Source organism: Streptococcus sp. HJ1 (assembly GCF_052399005.1).
Classification (GTDB): Bacteria; Bacillota; Bacilli; order Lactobacillales; family Streptococcaceae; genus Streptococcus.
In genome coordinates, this window is the sequence record NZ_CP199005.1 from 675,987 (window position 1) to 696,560 (window position 20,574).

A 20,574-nucleotide genomic window follows, 5' to 3' on the forward strand; every position below is an offset into this window, starting at 1 on the left:
GATGAAAAAATATCAACGCATGCATCTGATTTTTATCAGACAATACATCAAGCAAATCATGGAATACAAAGTTGATTTTGTGGTTGGTGTCTTGGGAGTCTTTCTGACTCAAGGCCTGAATCTCTTGTTTCTTAATGTACTCTTTCAACACATCCCCTCGCTAGAAGGTTGGACCTTTCAAGAGATTGCCTTTATCTATGGATTTTCCTTAATTCCAAAGGGATTAGATCATCTCTTTTTTGACAATCTCTGGGCTTTAGGTCAACGACTAGTTCGAAAAGGGGAGTTTGACAAGTATCTGACTCGTCCTATCAATCCTCTCTTTCACATCCTCGTTGAGACCTTTCAGATTGATGCCTTGGGTGAACTTTTGGTCGGTGGAATCTTACTAGCGACAACGGCGACTAGCATTGCTTGGACTCTTCCCAAATTCCTGATTTTTCTAGTCTGTATTCCTTTTGCGACCTTGATTTATACTTCCTTGAAAATTGCGACAGCTAGCATCGCTTTTTGGACCAAGCAGTCAGGTGCCATGATTTACATTTTCTATATGTTTAATGATTTTGCCAAGTACCCGATTTCCATTTACAATTCGCTCCTTCGTTGGTTAATTAGCTTTATTGTACCTTTCGCCTTTACGGCCTACTATCCTGCCAGCTATTTCTTGCAGGATAAAGACGGACTCTTTAACATTGGTGGGTTGATTTTGATTTCCCTTGTTTTCTTTGTTATTTCTTTAAAACTCTGGGATAGGGGATTAGACGCTTACGAAAGTGCTGGTTCGTAAAAGGAAGAAACTCAAAGCCTTGTCTCAGGACAGGCTTTTTCTAATGGAGATAAAAATTTCTTGACATCTATTCTCAGAGTGCTATACTAAAAGGGTAATCGCCGATTTAGCTCAGTTGGTAGAGCAACGCACTCGTAACGCGTAGGTCACAGGTTCAAGCCCTGCAATCGGCAGAATCAAGAAGTCCAAACGGGCTTCTTTTTTTGTAAATATAGGAAAGGTGGAACGTTTGAGATAGGTTCTATTTAACGTCAGAAACTCCTACTTATAAATTAAAACTAAAATTTATATTTTGTGGTATAATATATTTTAATAAGCACTTGTTTTCGTTCCGTTTTAGAGGACTATAGGCTGTTAATTATTCTAGAAATTTTTGCTTTGATTTTTTTAAAAAGTCATAAAAGTTCATGGATAGTAACGAATGAAGTCTCGCAAACTTGGCTGAATATAAATCAAAAAGGAGAAAATTATGAATAAGAAAGAACGGGAAAGACAATTTGAAGAGATTAACGGACGTAAGCGGTCAGAATCAAAGTTGACTCCAAATAAAAAAATAAAAATCTATATTGGCATAGCACTCGCTGTTTTAGTCACTCTTATCTTGGTAAGTATTTTCTCATATTTTCTGATTGTAAAGAAAGAGTCAAATCAAGCAACGTCTGCTGTTTCAACTACAGAGTCAACAAGTCAAGCGTCTACAAGCCAAGGAAAAACAGATGAGACTGATAAGGATAAACAAGAGGAAATTCAGAAACTCAAGGATCAACTGACTGCTTTAGATACCAAAATTACGGAAGCAGAAGCACTTGTTAGCAAGTTCAAGAAAGAAACTGCTGTTCCAAAATTAGATATTGAAGCAATCAAGAACAATGACTTGTCTAGTTTAGAAGGTACTTGGCGTAGTCAATCTGGTAATGAATACATTATTAATGATTCTGGAGAAGTACGTGCGACTTGGTTTACAAATGATCAAAAGTACGAATCTCTAGTTGGATTAAAGGTATCAAAAGGACAAGATAGTCGTAACCCTGAGACAGCGTCTATCAGTGCATGGGTAAAAGATTCTGTTGCTGGAGGATTTGTAGTAGTAGCTGTGCCAAGTGGAGTTGTTATGCAACCTGCTGATGACGGAAAGATTACGGATAAAAGCAACCATGCTGAGGAAAGACTACTTTCTGGGCAAGAGTATGGAGCGATGTTAATGAAACCAGAAAATGTTTATTATCGTGTGAAACCAGATACCAGTAAACTTGAGGAAGCAGAAAAGAACTTAGCTCAATTGCAAGCAGATCGTGAATCAATCAAATCTTCTCTAGAGTCAAAGGAAAAGAAAAACTAGATGGTATTCGTTCAAAAATACTGTTACAATCGGCAAAATCAAGAAGCTCTAATGGGCTTCTTTTTCTTTTGTTACAAATACTCAACCACTTAGACAGAGATATTGACCAGATAGGCAAAAGGGCTTGTTCTTGAAAAAATCCTCTGCTATAATGGTTCATGTAAGGGACGTGAGGGGTCAGTATCAGACAACTCAAGTCAATAAAAAAGAAAATGGAGACAAAAAAATGAAAAAATTATTGGGACTTGTATTTTTAGTAGCAGCAGCGCTAGTATTGTATTTCGGATCTGTTGGATGGCCAAGTTTGGATGTCAACCTCTGGTCACTCATTCCGGTAGGATTGTTCCTCTATTTCATGCTAGAAAACTTTTTGAAAAAAGACTACAAGACTAGCTTGATGTGCTTGATCATTGCCTTTATCATTGCAAATGCTATTTTTGATCTCTTGCCAATTTCAAGTGGTTTGGTGATTGGTGCCGGTGTGCTAGCTTGTGTAGGACTTGGCTACCTCTTTCCTGATAAGGATAAAAAAGAAGATAAATAAAAAGTCTCGAGATTTCTCGAGACTTTTTTTACTGACCAGCGTAATATTTTTGGATCCCTTTCACAATACCTGCGACCAGTTTATCTTGGTAGCGGCTATCTCTGATTTGTTGGTTTTCGGAGAAATTATCCATATATCCAAGCTCTAGGAGGACAGCTGGTTTGGCTGTTTCGCGTAGGACGGCATAGCTACTCTCCAACAGGCCAGCATCCTTGGCCCCTGTTTCTGCTAGAAGAGAGGAGTGGATGGCAGCGGCGAGGCGTTTGCTTTCACTCATACGATCTGGGTGATTGTGCCAGTATTTATTAATCTTACTTGGATAATCAGGTTCATCGCTATAGGAGTAGGTTTGAATACCGCTCGCTTTTGAGTAGGTATTACCAGTAGCGTTGAAGTGAATACTGATAAAAATATCAGAGTTGGTCTTATTAACCATACGAGAACGTTCGGTAACAAAATCAACGTCAATATCACTATCACGAGAAGTGAGGACCTTGTAGCCTAGTTCTTCTAACTTAGTACGAAGCTTACGGTAAATCTGCATGTTGAGATCTTTTTCAGCTACATTGTAGTAAAAGGCACCTGAATCTCGACCACCATGCCCAGGATCTAGGAAAATGGTATTGCTGTATAGGCCTTTTGTAAATCCGCCTTCAGTTGAAACTTCAGAAATCCATTGGCCGTATTTTTGGAACAGGTGTTCCTTACCGTCTATCTTGTAAGTTCCTGAAACATAATGTCCATTATCATCTAGGTAGTAGCGTGCTTTGTCAGAGTTATCGTAAATCCATTCGCTCTTTGCCATGTAACCACCTGACTTGAGGTAGTATGCTCCAATCCACTCCTGATTTGCATAACGGCCATCCGCTTTTAGATAGAACCAGCTCTTGTAGGTTTTATCGAAGATCCACTCATTCTCCGCCATGGCTCCACTGGTTTTAAGGTAGTAGCTTTCTTTCCATTTGTCTGCTAGCATTCCACCATTCTGGTCAAATGAGTACCAGGAACCTTGAATCTTTTGCCAGTTGTCTTGAATATATCTCCCTGACCCGTTCGCATAGAACCAAGTATCCTTGATTTTGACCCAGTTGTTTTCTGCCATAGCTCCACTCTGGTTGAAGAGGTAGCCCTTGAAGGTTGTCGCACTCAGCATTCCACCGTCTTTGTCAAAGTAATACCAAGAACCGTTGACTTTCTCCCATTTATCCTGCGAGATCTTTCCAGAAGGAGCGACATAGTACCAAATTTGGTCTAATTTAGTCCAACCCTTTTCTGCCATAGCTCCGCTTTTTGTGAGAAGATAGCCGTCAACGGCAGTGTTGCTGAGCATACTTCCAATTTGGTCAAAATAGTACCAAGAGCCGTTAATTTTTTTCCAAGTGTTCTGAGCAAGTCGTCCAGAGGAATCAGCATAATACCATTGATTGTCCAGTTTGGTCCAGCTATTTTCTATCATGACACCATCTTGGTCAAAGGCATAGCCTTTGTAGACAGTAGAATGAAGACGATTACCATCTTGATCGAAGTAGTACCATTTGCCTTGGATTTGTTTCCAGTTCAAAGCAGGTTTATCATCTTGGTAAAAACGCCAGTGGTGATTTTCTTGGTACCATCCTTCTTTTTTGGGCTTGTCTTCTTGCACATTTACTTTCGGAAGAACTTCTGATTTAGAGTTTTCCTCAACACTCGATTCCTTCTTTTCTTCTTTGGCAATTGCTTCCTTGACAGCAGATGTGGATTGAGTAGTGTTTTCTTCTCCTAAGACGGATGCGGGTGCTAATCCTGCGATTGAAAGGATTAAAGCACTGGTCAGTAGTATCTTTTTCACTTTTTATTTCCTAACTTTTTCTTTTCTCTTTTTCATTTTTCCTATTAATTATCGAATTGAACTTCTTCTAGTAAGTATTCGATAAAGCGTTCGCCCATCTTAGACAGGCTGGTTTTTTCATGCTGGATATAGACTAGTTCAATCGGGTCGTCAATGTCCAGTGGAATGGAAACGATATTGTCTCCGTTGAGGTTGCTGTTCAATATCCCTGTTGCAATGGTGTAACCATCCAAACCAATCAAAAGATTAAAGAGGGTGGCACGGTCACTGACTACGATGGATTTCTTGTGGTGCTCTTGTGAAAGAATCTCCTCTGAAAAGTAGAAGGAGTTGTGCGTCCCTTGGTCATAACTCAGATAAGGGAAGTCTTCCAAATCAGCCAGTTTGACCTTGTCCTTTTTAGCTAGAGGGTTGGTCTTGCTGACAAAGATATGGGGTTGGGCTGTGAAGAGGTGGTGCGCTAGCAGGTGATTGTCATCTAGCATTTTCGTTAAAACATCGCGGTTGTAGCTGTTTAAAAAGAGGACACCGACCTCGCTACGGAAGTTCTTGACGTCATCGATAATCTCCCAAGTCCGAGTTTCACGAAGGAAGAGCTCGTATTTCTCCATATCACTTTTCTTGAGCAGAGAGACAAAGGCATTGACTACAAAGGCATAGTGCTGAGAGGAAACGCTGAAAAGTTCGCGGTGGGCGATAGGATTTTTATAGCGTTCTTCCAGAAGCTGAGTTTGCTCAACGACCTGACGGGCATAGGAGAGAAACTCCATCCCATCACGAGTCAAGGTAATGCCCTTGGGATTGCGGATAAAGATTTCAATGCCCATTTCATTTTCCAAGTCTCGAACGGCATTAGAGAGACTTGGTTGGGTGATAAAGAGTTGCTTGGCTGCTTCATTCATAGAGCCAGTTTCGACGATTTTGATAATATAGTGTAATTGTTGAATTCTCATGCTTTTATTGTACCACACTTGGTGAAGAATGAGCAAAGAAGATGAAAGGAAGAGAGGAAAGCCCCAAACTGGTATTGAAAAAAAGTCTAAAATCTGTTAGAATGAAAGCTATGAAAACATTCTATGATGTGCAGCAATTTCTCAAACAGTTTGGCATTATTGTTTACATGGGGAAGCGCTTGTATGATATTGAACTGATGAAGCTCGAACTCTCTCGGATCTATGATGCAGGTCTGATGGACAAGCTAGACTATCTAGAGGCGGAAGCTGTTCTTCGTAGAGAGCACAAGATAGAATTAGACTACATAGAGAAAAATGGAGATAAGAACTTATGACAATTTGGGTTTTGTGGGGAATCGTACTAGCGATGGCGGCATGGATGGGTTATAACTACCTTCGTATTCGTCGTGCGGCTAAGATTGTGGATAATGCAGAATTTGAAGCCTTGATTCGAAAAGGGCAATTGATTGATGTCCGTGAACCAGCAGAATTTCACAGAAAACATATCCTCGGAGCTCGCAATATTCCTTCAAATCAGTTGAAGTCAAGCCTTGCAGCCCTTCGTAAGGATAAACCTGTCCTTCTCTACGAAAACCAACGCGGACAACGAGTGACCAATGCAGCACTTTATTTGAAGAAACAAGGTTTCTCTGAGATTTATATCCTTTCTTATGGATTGGATTCTTGGATTGGGAAGGTCAAGACTAGCTAAGATTCTGTAAAAAACTGTCGAATGATAGATAAAGCTAGCATTTTATGGTATCATCATTTATATTAAATTTAAGGAGATTTTGTAATATGAATTCACAACAAAAGAAAAAACCTTCACTTATTTTAGGTATCTTATCTATCGTCCTTGGTTTGCTATCGCCAATAGTGGGTCTGATTTTGGGGATCATAGGATTGGTCTTGGCTTTTTCATACCAAAAAGAATCTGGACTAGACTATAAAACAGAAAAAATTCTCAATATCGTAGGACTTGTAATTTCTGTACTTAACTGGATTGCAGCCATCGCATTAGTTTTTAGATAAGTAAAAACAAAAAAAGCTTTAAACATAAAGCTTTTTTCTTTTATCCACTTTTCTCTAAGTAGTTTTTAATGATTTCCGATTCCTCTGGATTCAAGGGGCGGAATTGCCCTTCTGCTAGTTCTGGGTCTAATGTAAAGTCACCGAAATGGACTCGTTTTAGGGCAGTCACCTTGACACCGACTGAGAGGAACATTTTTTTGATCTGATGAAACTTCCCTTCTGAGATGGTGATGGAGGCATGGCTCTCTGATGGGCTTGAGGACAGAATTTCAAGCTGAGCTGGTTTACAAGTGGTCCCATCTAAAAAGACAATCCCATCTTTGAATTTTTGGATATGGTCTGACGTGAGCGGTCCGTTTACTACCACTTGATAGAATTTATCGACATGGTACTGGGGATGAAGGAGTTGGAATCCTAAAGGTCCATTGTCTGTCAAAAGGAGGAGTCCCGTCGTATCGCGGTCTAATCTGCCAACGGCATAGAGCTGGTCAGACTGGCCGTCAGGTGGGAGGAGATCCATGACGGTTGGGAGTTTCTTATCCTTGCTGGCTGTAACGACTCCATTTGGCTTATGAAGCATGAGGTAGGTGTGCTCGTAGCCTTGGATTTGCCGTCCTTGAAAGACTAGTTTTTGCAATCCTGTATCAACATTTTGGGCGAGGGAGCGAGCTGGATAATCATCCACTAGGATTTCTTTTTTTAACAGAGCCTGTTTCATAGCCTTGCGACTGACCATTTCTTGGGCTAATAATCTATCTAAACGCATACCAGCTTATCATATCATAAGTCTCTGACTTTGAAAAGAGTTGCCTTGACTAGAAAAGCAGAGTGAAAACATTTACACTTAGCTGAACTGTGATTTTTGAATGAGACTGTGGTATAATTGTTCAGTTAGAAATAAAAATTTAAATATTAGAGGAAATCATGACAAAATTAAGAGAAGATATCCGTAACATTGCGATTATCGCCCACGTTGACCACGGGAAAACAACCCTCGTTGACGAATTGTTGAAACAATCAGAAACGCTTGATGCACGTACTGAATTGGCAGAGCGCGCTATGGACTCAAACGATATCGAAAAAGAGCGTGGAATTACAATTCTTGCCAAAAATACTGCTGTAGCATACAATGGCACACGCATCAACATCATGGACACACCAGGACACGCGGACTTTGGTGGAGAAGTGGAGCGTATCATGAAAATGGTTGATGGTGTTGTCTTGGTCGTAGATGCCTACGAAGGAACCATGCCACAGACTCGTTTCGTATTGAAAAAAGCCTTGGAACAAGACCTTGTTCCAATCGTGGTTGTCAACAAAATCGATAAACCATCAGCTCGTCCAGCAGAAGTAGTGGACGAAGTCTTGGAACTTTTCATTGAGCTTGGTGCAGATGATGACCAGCTTGACTTCCCAGTGGTGTATGCTTCAGCTATCAACGGAACATCTTCATTGTCAGATGATCCAGCTGATCAAGAAAAAACAATGGCACCAATCTTTGATACCATTATCGACCATATCCCTGCTCCAGTGGACAACTCAGATGAACCTTTGCAGTTCCAAGTCTCACTTTTGGACTACAATGACTTCGTAGGTCGTATCGGTATCGGTCGTGTCTTCCGTGGTAGTGTGAAAGTTGGGGACCAAGTTACCCTTTCTAAACTAGATGGTACAACGAAGAACTTCCGTGTTACAAAACTCTTCGGTTTCTTTGGCTTGGAACGTCGTGAAATCCAAGAAGCTAAAGCAGGTGACTTGATTGCTGTTTCTGGTATGGAAGATATCTTTGTTGGTGAGACGATTACACCGACAGATGCCATTGAACCTCTTCCAATCCTACACATCGATGAGCCAACTCTTCAAATGACCTTCTTGGTCAACAACTCACCATTTGCAGGTCGTGAAGGAAAATGGGTGACTTCTCGTAAGGTGGAAGAACGCTTACAGGCAGAATTGCAAACAGACGTATCCCTTCGTGTTGACCCAACGGACTCACCAGATAAGTGGACTGTTTCAGGTCGTGGAGAATTGCACTTGTCCATCCTGATCGAAACTATGCGTCGTGAGGGTTATGAACTTCAAGTATCTCGTCCAGAAGTTATCGTAAAAGAGATTGATGGAGTTAAATGTGAGCCATTTGAACGTGTTCAAATCGATACTCCAGAAGAATACCAAGGATCTGTTATCCAAAGCCTTTCTGAACGTAAGGGTGAAATGTTGGATATGATTTCAACTGGTAATGGTCAAACTCGTTTGGTCTTCCTTGTTCCAGCGCGTGGTTTGATTGGATACTCAACTGAGTTCTTGTCAATGACTCGTGGTTACGGTATCATGAACCATACCTTTGACCAATACTTGCCATTGATTCCAGGAGAAATTGGTGGACGTCACCGTGGTGCTCTTGTTTCCATCGATGCTGGTAAGGCAACAACATACTCAATCATGTCTATCGAAGAACGTGGAACCATCTTTGTCAACCCAGGTACTGAGGTTTACGAAGGAATGATCATCGGTGAAAACTCTCGTGAAAACGACTTGACTGTTAATATCACCAAGGCCAAACAAATGACCAACGTTCGTTCAGCTACTAAGGACCAAACAGCGGTTATCAAGACACCTCGTATCTTGACCCTTGAAGAGTCTCTTGAGTTCTTGAATGACGATGAGTACATGGAAGTAACGCCTGAGTCTATCCGTTTGCGTAAGCAAATCCTCAACAAGGCAGAGCGCGAGAAAGCCAACAAAAAGAAAAAATCAGCTGAATAAGAGCTAGAAAGAGATAAAGATGGTCTATTTAATCATAGGGATACTCTTATTACTACTCTATGTATTTGCGACACCCCAAAGTATCAAAGGAACAGTCAACATCGTTATCTTGGTCTTTGTAGTTGTTGCTCTCTTGATTTTGCTGATGTTGTCCATCTTGCAAATCTTCCAATTACCGACAGAATTCTTTGTCACAATAGCCATGCTTGCCCTAGCCTACTTTAGCTTGAGGGACATTACGCTCATGCCTGAAAAAAAGGGTAAAAGAAGATAAAAGAAAGAGAGCTGCGGCTCTCTTTTTTAGACTTAGACAGATAAAATTGTTAAAATATTTTTGTAAAAGTTATTGACAAACTATGATAAAAATGATACCATAAACACAAAAGAAAACGTTTTCAAAAATTAGGGTAGGAGGAGATTTTAAATTATCGTCTTGTCACTCTGGGTGTGCTTTTTTCGAAAGGAAAAATAAAATGAAAACGAAAAAACATAGATTACTCGCTCTAGCTCTTATTTCAAGCTTTACATTAATGGGAGCCGTATCAGCTGCTGTACAATATCCAGATGGAGGAGTATGGACATACGGAGAAGGTTCAGGAGGTGGTTGGGCTTTTTCAAATTACTATCATGGTAAAAAATATCATTATTCTTCTCTTGTAAGTAGATGGAATAGTCATTCAGATAAAGGAGAAGCAGTTGCAGGAAAAACCTCCTACGCATGGATTTGGACTGAATTTGGGGAACAAGTATCATTTTTCTATGACTATGACGACTAATATTTAGTTTTCTTAGATAATTCCCTTTGTAAGAAATTATAAGGGGAATTTTGTTTATAAGGAGTCTACTATGAAGAAACTATTCATATTATTATCAACTTTTTTTCTCAGCTTCTTCCTTGCTTGGATTATTGTCTTACGTGCGCCACAATATTTATATGCAAGCTATGATTCCGTCTCCTTACTTCGAGTCAAAAAAGATACTCAGGAACCGACGCGTGAGGTATTTGAACAGGAATTGGAGAATTTTGCAAACTCAGAACAGAGTTTAATAGCTAGAAGAATCGTAGAGCCGAGTAAGGATGGGACGACTCACTTTACTTATGCAACTTATGGTCAGGGAACTTTACCAAAAGAATTCCAAGAAGCTAGCCAAGAAAGTCGTGAACGGAGTGATCCACTAAATAGTTATCTCCTTTTGTCAGGCTCCTTGACGAAAGAAAAGCTTGCCGATAAATTAGGAGATTTGGGTTATAAAGCAATTCCTGACCGAAAGACACCGCCCTATACTCTTGCTTTTCGAATGTTACTAATTCCCCTTATTTTAATTAGTTTAGCAATATTTGGCTTATCTTTCTTTGCTTTAGTGATTATCACTCGTATTAAGGAAATGAGAGCTGCAGGTATAAAACTCTTTTCTGGTCAGACTCTCTTATCCATCATGGGGCATTCTTTATCGACTGATATCAAGTGGCTCCTTCTATCAGCCCTCCTTTCCTTCCTAGGTGGGGGAGTCGTTCTTTTTAGTCAAGGTTTGTTTTATCCTATCTTGTTAGCCACCTATGGTTTTGGGATTAGTTTCTATCTGTTGTTTTTATTAGCGATTTCAATTTTACTAATGCTCCTTTATCTAATGAGTTTGAGTTACAAAGCATTAGTTCCTGTTATCAAGGGCAGATTACCACTTAAACGCTTGATGGCTTTAACCCTATTGTGTCAGTTAGTAGCTGTTTTTACAGTAGGCTACGCTGTTAAGACAGGCTTGACTTCTTACCAGCGTTTACAGGAACTCCAACTATCCAAGCAAGCGTGGGAAGATCGAGCAGATTATTACCAGATTTCCTTTGGGCTCGGTGATAGAGTAGAAAATGCGGAAAATCAGAGCAAGTGGTATGCCTTTGCCAAGGAAGCAATCGAAGAAGAACAAGCCCTTTATGTAAAGGATAATCTGTTCCATTTTGCCAATCCACAAGGAAAAAATGAACAGGGAGAGACACTGGATACCTATAGTCCAGATGCTAATACGCTCTATGTTAGTCCAAGTTATTTGGAGAAGGAAAAGGTCGTGGTAGATGCTGAGACCAAACAGAAGTTAGCCCATCTCCAAAAAGGGGAATTTGGACTCTTATTACCAGAATCTCTTCGTTCACAGGAAGCAGAACTTAAGAAAGTTTTTGAAGAAAGTTTAAACTCTTATGGACAATCAAGTGAGGATAAAGACGCTCCTTTAGAGTATGAAATGAGAGCGATTGTTAGTTATCTTCCAACTGGAGAAAAGCGGTTTGTTTATAATAACGGTGAAAACCCAGTATCCATCCAGTACTTAACCGATCCGATTTTAGTGGTATTCACGCCGACTTCTACAGGTGATAGTTTTATATCCTTATCTAGTTGGTCTATCAATGCTGGTAAGAATATCTTTATCAAAGGATATGAGAGTGGGCTAGAACTCTTGAAGAAAGCTGGAATTTATGAGCAAGTATCTTATCTTAAAGAAGGAAGAAGTGTTTATCTAACTCGTTATAATGAAGTGCAAACTGAAACAGCAACTTTAATCTTAGGAGCTATTGTTGGAATAGCTAGTTCCTTGTTACTCTTTTATTCTGTCAATCTTCTATATTTCGAGCAATTTCGTCGAGATATCTTGATTAAACGAATTTCAGGTTTACGATTTTTTGAAACACATGCTCAGTATATGGTTAGCCAATTTGCAAGTTTTGTATTCGGTGCGAGTCTCTTTATTTGGCGTAGTCGGGATGTGGTGATTGGATTGGTAACTTTATCGATCTTCCTCGTTAGTGCTATACTGACTCTCTACCGTCAAGCACAGAAAGAATCTCGTGTTTCTATGACCATTATGAAAGGAAAATAGGATGATTGAACTAAAGAATATATCTAAAAAATTTGGAAGCCGTCAGCTATTTTCAGATACTAATCTTCAATTTGAAGGTGGGAAAATTTATGCCTTAATCGGTACAAGTGGCTGTGGTAAGACAACCCTCTTGAATATGATTGGACGATTAGAGCCATATGACAATGGAGAAATTATCTATGATGGCACTTCTCTTAAGGACATCAAGCCTTCTGTTTTCTTTAGAGATTACTTAGGATACTTATTTCAAGATTTTGGCTTAATTGAAAGTCAAACCATCAAAGAGAATCTCAATCTGGGTTTAGTTGGTAATAAGTTGAAAGAAAAAGAGAAAATCTCTTTGATGAAACAAGCTCTAAACCGTGTTAACCTCTCTTATTTAGATTTAAAGCAACCTATCTTTGAATTATCAGGAGGAGAAGCACAACGTGTTGCACTAGCGAAGATAATTTTAAAGGATCCACCTTTGATTCTCGCAGATGAACCAACCGCTTCCTTAGACCCCAAAAACTCTGAGGAATTACTTTCTATATTAGAATCTCTAAAAAATCCGAATCGGACCATTATTATTGCGACCCACAATCCTCTTATTTGGGATCAAGTGGACCAAGTTATTCGAGTTACTGATTTATCTCATAGATGATAAAAGAATATTAAGTTAGAAGAAAGAGTCACAAATACACTTTGTGGCTTTTTTATTTCCATAAAAATGGTAAAATAGTAGGAGTAGAAATGGAGTTTGAGACATGAAAGTAATCGATCAGTTTAAAAATAAGAAAGTTCTTGTTTTAGGTTTGGCTAAGTCTGGTGAGTCTGCGGCCCGTTTGCTAGACAAGCTAGGTGCTATTGTGACAGTAAATGACGGCAAACCTTTTGAGGAAAATCCTGCTGCGCAAAGTTTGCTAGAAGAGGGAATCAAGGTTGTCACTGGTGGGCATCCTTTGGAATTGTTGGATGAGGATTTCGCTCTGATGGTGAAAAATCCAGGTATCCCGTATAGCAATCCCATGATTGAAAAGGCATTGGCAAAGGGGATTCCAGTCCTGACTGAGGTGGAATTGGCTTATTTGATTTCAGATGCGCCAATTATCGGTATCACTGGTTCAAATGGGAAAACAACCACAACGACGATGATTGGGGAAGTTTTAACTGCTGCCGGCCAACATGGTCTTTTGTCAGGGAACATCGGCTATCCTGCTAGTCAAGTGGCTCAAACTGCGACAGCCAAGGACACACTTGTCATGGAACTTTCTTCTTTCCAACTGATGGGTGTCCAAGAATTCCATCCTGAGATTGCGGTTATTACCAACCTCATGCCCACTCATATCGACTACCATGGTTCTTTTGAGGAGTATGTGGCAGCTAAGTGGAATATCCAGAACAAGATGACAGCGGATGATTTCCTTGTCTTGAACTTTAACCAAGATTTGGCAAAAGAATTGGCTACCAAAACACAAGCTACTGTTGTACCATTTTCAACACAGGAAAAGGTTGATGGGGCTTATCTGGAAGATGGTCAACTCTGCTTCCGTGGAGAAGTGGTCATGGCAGCTAGTGAAATCGGTGTACCAGGTAGCCACAATGTAGAAAATGCCCTTGCGACTATTGCTGTAGCCAAGCTCCGTGGTGTGGATAACCAAACCATCAAGGAAACTCTATCAGCCTTTGGTGGTGTCAAACACCGTCTCCAATTTGTTGATGAAATTCAGGGGGTCAAATTCTATAACGATAGCAAATCAACCAATATCTTGGCTACTCAAAAAGCCTTGTCAGGATTTGACAATAGTAAGGTTATCTTAATCGCAGGTGGTTTGGACCGCGGCAATGAGTTTGACGAATTGGTGCCAGATATTACTGGGCTCAAGAAGATGGTTATCCTCGGTCAATCTGCAGAACGTGTCAAACGGGCAGCGGATAAGGCTGGTGTGGCTTATGTAGATGCGACAGATATTGCTGATGCGACCCGCAAGGCTTATGAGCTCGCGACTCAAGGAGATGTGGTTCTCCTCAGTCCTGCCAATGCTAGCTGGGATATGTATGCTAACTTTGAAGTACGTGGAGATCTTTTCATCGACACAGTAGCGGAGTTAAAGGAATAATATGAAAAAAATTGTCTTTACAGGTGGGGGGACGGTTGGACATGTTACCCTCAACCTTTTGTTAATGCCTAAGTTCATCGAAGACGGCTGGGGAGTTCACTACATTGGTGATAAACACGGAATCGAACACCAAGAAATCCTCAAGTCAGGCCTGAATGTGACCTTCCACTCCATTGCGACTGGGAAGTTGCGTCGCTATTTCTCTTGGCAAAATATGCTGGATGTGTTTAAAGTTGGTTGGGGAATTGTCCAATCGCTCTTTATCATGTTACGACTGCGTCCACAGGCTCTTTTTTCAAAAGGGGGATTTGTCTCTGTACCGCCGGTTATCGCAGCGCGAGTGTCAGGAGTGCCTGTCTTTATTCACGAATCGGACCTGTCTATGGGCTTGGCCAATAAAATTGCCTATAAATTTGCGACCAAGATGTATTCAACCTTTGAGCAAGCTGCTGGTCTCGCAAAAGTCGAGCATGTGGGTGCTGTGACCAAGGTTTCAGACCAAAAAACTCCTGAACCAGATGAATTGGTGGATATCCAAACCCACTTTAATCCTAAATTACCAACGGTATTATTTGTTGGTGGTTCTGCAGGAGCTCGTGTCTTTAACCAATTGGTGACAGATCATAAGCAAGAACTGACAGAGCGCTACAATATTATCAATCTCACTGGAGATTCTAGCCTCAATGAGTTGAGTCAAAATCTCTTTCGTGTTGATTATGTGACGGATCTCTATCAACCCTTGATGGAGATGGCAGATGTGGTGGTGACGCGTGGCGGTGCCAATACGATTTTCGAACTCTTGGCCATGGCAAAACTCCATCTCATCGTACCATTGGGTCGTGAAGCAAGTCGAGGAGACCAGATTGAAAATGCAGCCTACTTTGTTAAGAAAGGCTACGCAGAAGAACTTCAAGAAAGTGACTTGACCTTGGAAAGCTTGGAGGAAAAACTCAGTCACTTGCTTAGTCACAAGGATCAGTACCAAGCTAGCATGAAAGCTTCGACTGAATTGAAATCTCTTGCAGATTTTTACGATTTATTAAGAAAAGACCTAGCATAAGGAATATCAATGTCAAAGGATAAGAAAAAAGAATCAAACCAGAAGCAAGAATTGTCTGAATGGCAGAAACGAAACCAGGAATACCTTAAGAAGAAGGCTGAGGAAGAAGCTGCCCTAGCTGAAGAGAAGGAAAAGGAAAAACAAGCTCGTAGGGAAGCCAACTCGAAATTATTGGAGGAATCCAAGAAATCATCGAGTGAGTCAGATGAGGAAGCCTCAAGTCCAAGCAAGGAACCATCCGAAAAAGAAGAAAAATCTCAAAAGGATGACCGGAAAGTCAAAGAGGAAAAAGAGAAGAAGAAAAAAGAAAGACCAGAAAAACCTGCCAAGCCTAAAATTGCGCCTGTTCATATTTGGCGAGCTGTGAGTATCTTGGTACCCAGTGTCCTGGTCCTCCTTCTTTCAGTCTATCTATTGACGCCACTTTCGACCATCAAAAATATCGAGGTTAAGGGAAATAGTAACACGCATGCGGATGACATCAAACAGGCTTCTGGAATTCAAGATAGCGACTATACTTTAGCCCTATTGTTGGATAAGGAAACATACGCTGAGCGAATCAAGTCCAATCATTGGATAGAATCAGCGAAGATTAACTATCAATTTCCGACTAACTTTACGATTGAGGTTAAGGAATTTGATATTGTTGGTTATTATGTGTCTGGTGAAGAGTATTATCCAATTCTTTCTAGTGGTACAGTAGAGTCAACTCCTGTTGATCGCTTAAACTTGCCTGAGACTTATCTGACAGTTACCTTTAACGATGAGCAGCAGGTGAAAAAGCTGATAACAGGATTGTCTACCATCAGTGAGGATATCAAGAGTCAAATCCAGAAAATCGAATTAGCGCCGAGCAAGGCAACAGCAGATCTTTTAAAAATTACTATGCTGGACACAGATGAGGTTTTGGTTCCCTTGTCAGAATTGAGCAAGAAATTGCCTTATTACAGCAAAATCAAGCCCCAATTGACAGAACCGAGTGTAGTCGATATGGAGGCTGGAGCATACAGCTATACCATAGCGGATAAGCTGATAGAAGAAGCAGAAGAAAAAGCCAAGCAAGAGGCTAAGGAAGCTGAGAAGAAAAAACAGGAAGAAGAAAAGAAAAAACAAGAAGAACAGGGAAATCAAAGCCAAACGAGCCAGCAATCACAGAGTCGTTAGACTAACTTTTCCTCTTGATTTTGAATGGTATAGAAGTCCAGTTTCGAGTTTTTGCTTGACAAGTCCTACTATAAATAATAGAATAGAAAAAAACCTTTAAAGCAGTCCAGAGAGGCAGCTAAGGTTAGACGGTGAAAGGGTGGAGACTACCCATTTTTCGTGGAACCTTGCTGTTGGCAGGTTCCTTTTTCATGCTCTCTAGCTTACAAAGGTAAAAGGAGAAAGGTATGCGTGAACATCGTCCAGTTATTGCTCTTGATTTTCCTAGTTTTGAGGCAGTCAAGGAATTTTTATCTCTTTTCCCAGCAGAAGAAAGTCTTTATCTAAAAGTAGGGATGGAGCTTTATTATGCGGAAGGTCCAGAAGTTGTCCGTTATTTGAAGTCATTGGGGCATAGTGTCTTTTTGGACCTCAAGCTACATGACATTCCAAATACAGTTAAATCGGCTATGAAGGTCTTATCTCAGCTTGGTGTGGACATGACTAACGTTCATGCTGCAGGTGGTGTGGAGATGATGAAGGCTGCGCGTGAAGGTCTGGGGACACAAGCAAAATTGATCGCTGTGACCCAGCTGACATCAACGTCGGAAAGCCAGATGCAGGATTTTCAAAATATCCAAACCACTCTGCAAGAGTCTGTGATTCACTATGCCAAGAAGACAGCTGAAGCGGGCTTGGACGGTGTGGTTTGTTCAGCTCAGGAAGTGCAACTCATCAAGCAGGCCACCAATTCAGATTTTATCTGTCTGACACCGGGAATTCGTCCGGCGGGAACTGCCGTAGGAGACCAAAAACGTGTCATGACGCCAGCGGAAGCCTATCAAATCGGTAGTGACTATATCGTAGTGGGACGTCCCATTACCCAAGCTGAGGATCCTGTTGCAGCTTATCATACCATCAAGGATGAATGGAACAAAGACTGAAATGAAAGAAATAGATTATAAAAACAAAAGGAGAATACTATGACACTTGCTAAAGATATCGCTAGCCACCTCTTGAAAATCCAAGCAGTTTACCTCAAACCAGAGGAGCCTTTCACTTGGGCATCTGGTATCAAATCGCCGATTTATACTGACAACCGAGTGACGCTTGCCTATCCAGAAACTCGTAGCTTGATTGAAAATGGTTTTGTGGAAGCTATTAAAGCAGAATTTCCAGAAGTAGAAGTGATTGCAGGAACAGCGACAGCAGGGATTCCGCACGGAGCCATCATTGCTGATAAGATGAATCTGCCTTTTGCCTATATCCGTAGCAAACCAAAAGACCACGGAGCAGGTAATCAAATCGAAGGTCGTGTAGCTCAGGGACAAAAGATGGTTGTTGTTGAAGATCTCATTTCAACGGGTGGGTCTGTTCTTGAAGCCGTAGCAGCTGCTAAACGCGAAGGAGCCGATGTGCTTGGAGTTGTAGCGATTTTCAGTTATCAATTGCCGAAAGCCGATAAGAATTTTGCGGATGCTGATGTGAAATTGGTGACACTTTCTAACTACAGCGAACTCATCCACCTAGCCCAAGAAGAAGGTTACATTACGCCAGAAGGACTCGACCTCCTAAAACGCTTTAAAGAAGACCAAGAAAATTGGCAAAATGCTTAAAACATAGAAAATCAGGTAGTCACAAGGATTACCTGATTTTTTATATGTGGGCAATAAAACAAATCTCCCTAAAGGTAAAGGAGAATATAGGATAATGATAGAATGAGAGACCTTCTTTTTTGGAGGCATATTCAGATAATCAGTTTGAAATTTCCAGACAAAATTTTTGAAAGGATTCTGAAAAAGAGGTAAGATAGTTTATGTAAGACAAAGTAAACGCTTACTTAACAAGGAGGACACTTTATGTCATATAAAACAAGCAATGCAGAAGGACCTGTAGATTTTATTAACACTTATGATTTGGAGCCAATGGCGCAACAAGTCATTCCTAAAGCTGCCTTTGGTTATATCGCTAGTGGAGCAGAGGATACTTTCACTTTACGCGAGAACATCCGTGCCTTTAACCACAAACTTATTGTTCCTCATACGCTTTGTGATGTTGAAAATCCAAGTACAGAGATTGAATTTGCGGGTGAAAAATTATCTTCACCAATTATTATGGCGCCTGTTGCGGCTCATAAATTGGCAAATGAGCAGGGGGAAGTAGCTACTGCGCGTGGTGTGCATGAATTTGGTTCTCTCTATACAACTAGTTCCTACTCTACCGTTGACCTTCCAGAAATTACAGAAGCCCTTCAAGGGACACCTCATTGGTTCCAATTTTACTTTAGTAAGGATGACGGTATCAACCGCCATATCATGGACCGTGTGAAGGATGAAGGCTACAAAGCGATTGTCTTGACGGCAGATGCAACTGTAGGGGGCAATCGTGAGGTCGACAAACGCAATGGTTTTGTCTTCCCTGTTGGTATGCCGATTGTTGAGGAATACCTGCCAGAAGGTGCTGGAAAATCAATGGACTTTGTTTACAAGTCAGCTAAACAACGCTTGTCTCCACGCGATGTCGAATTTATCGCTACATACTCAGGTCTTCCTGTGTATGTCAAGGGACCACAATGCCGTGAGGACGTTGAACGTTCGCTTGCCGCAGGTGCTTCTGGTATCTGGGTAACCAACCACGGTGGTCGCCAAATCGACGGTGGACCAGCATCCTTTGACTCACTTCAAGAAGTGGCTGAAGCAGTTGATAAACGTGTGCCAATTGTCTTTGACTCTGGTGTTCGTCGCGGTCAACACGTCTTTAAAGCCTTGGCTTCAGGAGCAGACTTGGTAGCTATTGGCCGCCCTGTGATCTATGGTTTGGCTCTCGGCGGTAGTGTTGGTGTGCGTCAAGTCTTTGAGCACTTAAATGCAGAATTGAAGACGGTCATGCAATTATCTGGAACTCAGACTATTGAGGATGTCAAACACTTCAAACTCCGTCACAACCCATACAACCCAACCTTCCCAGTTGACCCTCGTGACTTGAAATTGTATTGATAAAGAAGACGGCCTTCACTTTATGTGGAGGTTTTTCTTCGTGTATAGAAAGATTAAATCGTTATCGGAAACTATATAAATATATTTTCCAGTCAAAGTTCTTGCTAGGGCTTTCAAATTCTGTTATACTGGTCCAGTAATTAAATAATAAAGACATTTGGGGCGCTTTAGGCTGAGATGATACCCATTGAACCTGATACAGTTAAGACTGGTGAAGGGAAATGTGAAAAGGTTTTTTTCGTATGTCGAAAAGAACTGTCTAATCTTGTAAGGTAAACTCTAATTCTCGTTTGTAATTGGAGTTTTTTTGTTTATCAAAAGAGGATAGGTTTGTTTAGGTAGCTCTCTGCAAATGCCCTCGATGTTCTTTAAAAGTATCAAGTGGAATTACGATTTCGCTTGGTATCTCTTGGTGTTTTATTAATTACTAAGGAGTAAAGAGAGGAGAAGTAAATATGGAAACACAAGACTATGCATTTCAGCCGGGTTTGACCGTTGGAGAATTATTAAAAAGCAGTCAGAAGGATTGGCAGGCTGCAATCAATCATCGTTTTGTTAAGGAACTTTTTGCGGGGACAATTGATAATAAGGTTTTAAAAGACTACCTGATTCAAGATTATCATTTCTTTGATGCCTTCTTATCCATGCTGGGTGCCTGTGTAGCTCACGCAGACCAGCTTGAATCCAAACTTCGTTTTGCCAAGCAACTAGGCTTTCTTGAAGCAGATGAAGATGGTTATTTCCAAAAAGCTTTCAAAGAGTTAAAAGTAGCAGAGAATGACTATCTAGAAGTGACCTTGCACCCTGTAACAAAAGCCTTTCAGGAGCTAATGTATTCTGCTGTTGCTTCATCAGACTATGCTCATCTTTTAGTCATGCTGGTCATTGCAGAAGGTCTCTATTTAGACTGGGGTTCTAAAGATTTGGCTCTACCTGAAGCCTATATTCATTTGGAATGGATCAATCTCCACAGAGGTCCTTTCTTTACAGAGTGGGTTCAATTTCTGGTTGACGAACTCAATCGTGTCGGGAAAGGTAGAGAAGATTTGACAGAACTTCAGGAACGCTGGAATCAAGCAGTTGCTTTAGAATTAGCCTTTTTTGATATCGGTTATGATGCTTAGGGAAAGTTCAGGATACTGACAAATTTGATGAGGTA

General features: G+C 40.8%; 21 protein-coding genes, 1 tRNA gene and 1 riboswitch. Of the genes, 19 read left to right on the forward strand and 3 right to left on the reverse strand.

Features of this window, described 5'->3' with window-relative positions:
• The first annotated feature begins 1 nt into the window (after position 1).
• The 4 genes from ACT17O_RS03325 to ACT17O_RS03340 all read left to right on the forward strand — a co-directional run bounded on the left by ACT17O_RS03325 (position 2) and on the right by ACT17O_RS03340 (position 2,670).
• The gene (locus ACT17O_RS03325) at positions 2-787 is read left to right on the forward strand and encodes an ABC transporter permease (protein WP_225750518.1); all 786 of its coding nucleotides are present in this window, start codon (positions 2-4) and stop codon (positions 785-787) included.
• A 100-nt stretch (positions 788-887) separates the two neighbouring features.
• Positions 888-960: transfer RNA gene (locus tag ACT17O_RS03330), tRNA-Thr, on the forward strand.
• A 296-nt stretch (positions 961-1,256) separates the two neighbouring features.
• Positions 1,257-2,126, forward strand: a complete 870-nt coding sequence (locus ACT17O_RS03335) for a DUF6287 domain-containing protein (protein ID WP_049477932.1) — start codon at positions 1,257-1,259, stop codon at positions 2,124-2,126.
• A gap of 226 nt (positions 2,127-2,352) precedes the next feature.
• Complete coding sequence (locus tag ACT17O_RS03340) at positions 2,353-2,670, forward strand: LiaF transmembrane domain-containing protein (RefSeq protein ID WP_070569104.1); 318 nt, start codon at positions 2,353-2,355, stop codon at positions 2,668-2,670.
• A gap of 28 nt (positions 2,671-2,698) precedes the next feature.
• On the opposite strand, the gene ACT17O_RS03345 is transcribed toward ACT17O_RS03340, so the two are convergent.
• Together ACT17O_RS03345 and ACT17O_RS03350 are read right to left on the reverse strand one after the other, a co-directional pair.
• A complete protein-coding gene (locus tag ACT17O_RS03345) occupies positions 2,699-4,498 on the reverse strand; it encodes an N-acetylmuramoyl-L-alanine amidase (RefSeq protein WP_320691890.1) in 1,800 nt (599 codons plus the stop codon).
• Between the two features lie 44 nt (positions 4,499-4,542).
• Positions 4,543-5,451, reverse strand: coding sequence for a LysR family transcriptional regulator (locus ACT17O_RS03350; RefSeq protein ID WP_001222578.1), 909 nt, complete (start codon positions 5,449-5,451; stop codon positions 4,543-4,545).
• Between the two features lie 41 nt (positions 5,452-5,492).
• Here ACT17O_RS03350 and ACT17O_RS03355 point away from each other — a divergent pair, with 41 nt between their 5' ends.
• The 3 genes from ACT17O_RS03355 to ACT17O_RS03365 all read left to right on the forward strand — a co-directional run bounded on the left by ACT17O_RS03355 (position 5,493) and on the right by ACT17O_RS03365 (position 6,483).
• On the forward strand, positions 5,493-5,786 hold the full coding sequence (locus ACT17O_RS03355; RefSeq protein WP_049477930.1) for a YqgQ family protein: 294 nt from the start codon (positions 5,493-5,495) through the stop codon (positions 5,784-5,786).
• Positions 5,783-6,163, forward strand: coding sequence for a rhodanese-like domain-containing protein (locus ACT17O_RS03360; RefSeq protein ID WP_070569096.1), 381 nt, complete (start codon positions 5,783-5,785; stop codon positions 6,161-6,163). The genes ACT17O_RS03355 and ACT17O_RS03360 overlap by 4 nt, the downstream gene beginning before the upstream one ends.
• An 86-nt stretch (positions 6,164-6,249) precedes the next feature.
• Complete coding sequence (locus tag ACT17O_RS03365) at positions 6,250-6,483, forward strand: hypothetical protein (RefSeq protein ID WP_070569094.1); 234 nt, start codon at positions 6,250-6,252, stop codon at positions 6,481-6,483.
• 40 nt (positions 6,484-6,523) lie between these two features.
• On the opposite strand, the gene ACT17O_RS03370 is transcribed toward ACT17O_RS03365, so the two are convergent.
• Positions 6,524-7,249 (reverse strand): 16S rRNA pseudouridine(516) synthase, encoded by a 726-nt coding sequence (locus ACT17O_RS03370; RefSeq protein ID WP_070569091.1) that lies wholly within the window; start codon positions 7,247-7,249, stop codon positions 6,524-6,526.
• Positions 7,250-7,407: 158 nt separating this feature from the next.
• Here ACT17O_RS03370 and typA point away from each other — a divergent pair, with 158 nt between their 5' ends.
• The 12 genes from typA (at position 7,408) to ACT17O_RS03430 (ending at position 20,539) form a co-directional block, all read left to right on the forward strand.
• Complete coding sequence (gene typA / locus ACT17O_RS03375; protein ID WP_000164116.1) at positions 7,408-9,249, forward strand: translational GTPase TypA; 1,842 nt, start codon at positions 7,408-7,410, stop codon at positions 9,247-9,249.
• Between the two features lie 19 nt (positions 9,250-9,268).
• Positions 9,269-9,523 (forward strand): DUF3165 family protein, encoded by a 255-nt coding sequence (locus tag ACT17O_RS03380; RefSeq protein ID WP_045590746.1) that lies wholly within the window; start codon positions 9,269-9,271, stop codon positions 9,521-9,523.
• 199 nt (positions 9,524-9,722) lie between these two features.
• Positions 9,723-10,025 (forward strand): lactococcin 972 family bacteriocin, encoded by a 303-nt coding sequence (locus ACT17O_RS03385; protein WP_434398682.1) that lies wholly within the window; start codon positions 9,723-9,725, stop codon positions 10,023-10,025.
• Between the two features lie 70 nt (positions 10,026-10,095).
• Entirely contained in the window at positions 10,096-12,117 is a 2,022-nt protein-coding gene (locus tag ACT17O_RS03390; protein WP_434398684.1) for a bacteriocin-associated integral membrane family protein, read from the forward strand.
• A gap of 1 nt (position 12,118) precedes the next feature.
• Entirely contained in the window at positions 12,119-12,760 is a 642-nt protein-coding gene (locus ACT17O_RS03395) for an ABC transporter ATP-binding protein (protein WP_444817743.1), read from the forward strand.
• Positions 12,761-12,863: 103 nt separating this feature from the next.
• A complete protein-coding gene (murD, locus tag ACT17O_RS03400; protein WP_444817744.1) occupies positions 12,864-14,216 on the forward strand; it encodes a UDP-N-acetylmuramoyl-L-alanine--D-glutamate ligase in 1,353 nt (450 codons plus the stop codon).
• 1 nt (position 14,217) lies between these two features.
• Entirely contained in the window at positions 14,218-15,276 is a 1,059-nt protein-coding gene (locus ACT17O_RS03405) for a UDP-N-acetylglucosamine--N-acetylmuramyl-(pentapeptide) pyrophosphoryl-undecaprenol N-acetylglucosamine transferase (protein WP_444817745.1), read from the forward strand.
• A 9-nt stretch (positions 15,277-15,285) separates the two neighbouring features.
• Positions 15,286-16,440: a cell division protein FtsQ/DivIB gene (locus tag ACT17O_RS03410; RefSeq protein ID WP_444817746.1), complete on the forward strand. Its 1,155-nt coding sequence runs from the start codon at positions 15,286-15,288 to the stop codon at positions 16,438-16,440.
• Positions 16,441-16,667: 227 nt separating this feature from the next.
• On the forward strand, positions 16,668-17,363 hold the full coding sequence (gene pyrF / locus ACT17O_RS03415) for an orotidine-5'-phosphate decarboxylase (protein ID WP_301391143.1): 696 nt from the start codon (positions 16,668-16,670) through the stop codon (positions 17,361-17,363).
• 39 nt (positions 17,364-17,402) lie between these two features.
• Complete coding sequence (pyrE, locus tag ACT17O_RS03420) at positions 17,403-18,035, forward strand: orotate phosphoribosyltransferase (protein WP_000170887.1); 633 nt, start codon at positions 17,403-17,405, stop codon at positions 18,033-18,035.
• Positions 18,036-18,278: 243 nt separating this feature from the next.
• Positions 18,279-19,415: an L-lactate oxidase gene (gene lctO / locus ACT17O_RS03425; RefSeq protein ID WP_301391142.1), complete on the forward strand. Its 1,137-nt coding sequence runs from the start codon at positions 18,279-18,281 to the stop codon at positions 19,413-19,415.
• Between the two features lie 148 nt (positions 19,416-19,563).
• Positions 19,564-19,652: riboswitch (TPP riboswitch) on the forward strand.
• Between the two features lie 218 nt (positions 19,653-19,870).
• Entirely contained in the window at positions 19,871-20,539 is a 669-nt protein-coding gene (locus ACT17O_RS03430) for a TenA family protein (protein ID WP_444817747.1), read from the forward strand.
• Positions 20,540-20,574: the final 35 nt, after the last annotated feature.

What these genes read in the sequence shown, in the direction of transcription:
- ACT17O_RS03325 (WP_225750518.1), top strand. Translation starts at nt 2, where the DNA reads ATGAAAAAATATCAACGCATGCATCTGATTTTTATCAGACAATACATC.
- ACT17O_RS03335 (WP_049477932.1), top strand. Translation starts at nt 1,257, where the DNA reads ATGAATAAGAAAGAACGGGAAAGACAATTTGAAGAGATTAACGGACGT.
- ACT17O_RS03340 (WP_070569104.1), top strand. Translation starts at nt 2,353, where the DNA reads ATGAAAAAATTATTGGGACTTGTATTTTTAGTAGCAGCAGCGCTAGTA.
- ACT17O_RS03350 (WP_001222578.1), bottom strand. Translation starts at nt 5,451, where the DNA reads ATGAGAATTCAACAATTACACTATATTATCAAAATCGTCGAAACTGGC.
- ACT17O_RS03355 (WP_049477930.1), top strand. Translation starts at nt 5,493, where the DNA reads ATGAAAGGAAGAGAGGAAAGCCCCAAACTGGTATTGAAAAAAAGTCTA.
- ACT17O_RS03360 (WP_070569096.1), top strand. Translation starts at nt 5,783, where the DNA reads ATGACAATTTGGGTTTTGTGGGGAATCGTACTAGCGATGGCGGCATGG.
- ACT17O_RS03365 (WP_070569094.1), top strand. Translation starts at nt 6,250, where the DNA reads ATGAATTCACAACAAAAGAAAAAACCTTCACTTATTTTAGGTATCTTA.
- ACT17O_RS03370 (WP_070569091.1), bottom strand. Translation starts at nt 7,249, where the DNA reads ATGCGTTTAGATAGATTATTAGCCCAAGAAATGGTCAGTCGCAAGGCT.
- typA (WP_000164116.1), top strand. Translation starts at nt 7,408, where the DNA reads ATGACAAAATTAAGAGAAGATATCCGTAACATTGCGATTATCGCCCAC.
- ACT17O_RS03380 (WP_045590746.1), top strand. Translation starts at nt 9,269, where the DNA reads ATGGTCTATTTAATCATAGGGATACTCTTATTACTACTCTATGTATTT.
- ACT17O_RS03385 (WP_434398682.1), top strand. Translation starts at nt 9,723, where the DNA reads ATGAAAACGAAAAAACATAGATTACTCGCTCTAGCTCTTATTTCAAGC.
- ACT17O_RS03390 (WP_434398684.1), top strand. Translation starts at nt 10,096, where the DNA reads ATGAAGAAACTATTCATATTATTATCAACTTTTTTTCTCAGCTTCTTC.
- ACT17O_RS03395 (WP_444817743.1), top strand. Translation starts at nt 12,119, where the DNA reads ATGATTGAACTAAAGAATATATCTAAAAAATTTGGAAGCCGTCAGCTA.
- murD (WP_444817744.1), top strand. Translation starts at nt 12,864, where the DNA reads ATGAAAGTAATCGATCAGTTTAAAAATAAGAAAGTTCTTGTTTTAGGT.
- ACT17O_RS03405 (WP_444817745.1), top strand. Translation starts at nt 14,218, where the DNA reads ATGAAAAAAATTGTCTTTACAGGTGGGGGGACGGTTGGACATGTTACC.
- ACT17O_RS03410 (WP_444817746.1), top strand. Translation starts at nt 15,286, where the DNA reads ATGTCAAAGGATAAGAAAAAAGAATCAAACCAGAAGCAAGAATTGTCT.
- pyrF (WP_301391143.1), top strand. Translation starts at nt 16,668, where the DNA reads ATGCGTGAACATCGTCCAGTTATTGCTCTTGATTTTCCTAGTTTTGAG.
- pyrE (WP_000170887.1), top strand. Translation starts at nt 17,403, where the DNA reads ATGACACTTGCTAAAGATATCGCTAGCCACCTCTTGAAAATCCAAGCA.
- lctO (WP_301391142.1), top strand. Translation starts at nt 18,279, where the DNA reads ATGTCATATAAAACAAGCAATGCAGAAGGACCTGTAGATTTTATTAAC.
- ACT17O_RS03430 (WP_444817747.1), top strand. Translation starts at nt 19,871, where the DNA reads ATGGAAACACAAGACTATGCATTTCAGCCGGGTTTGACCGTTGGAGAA.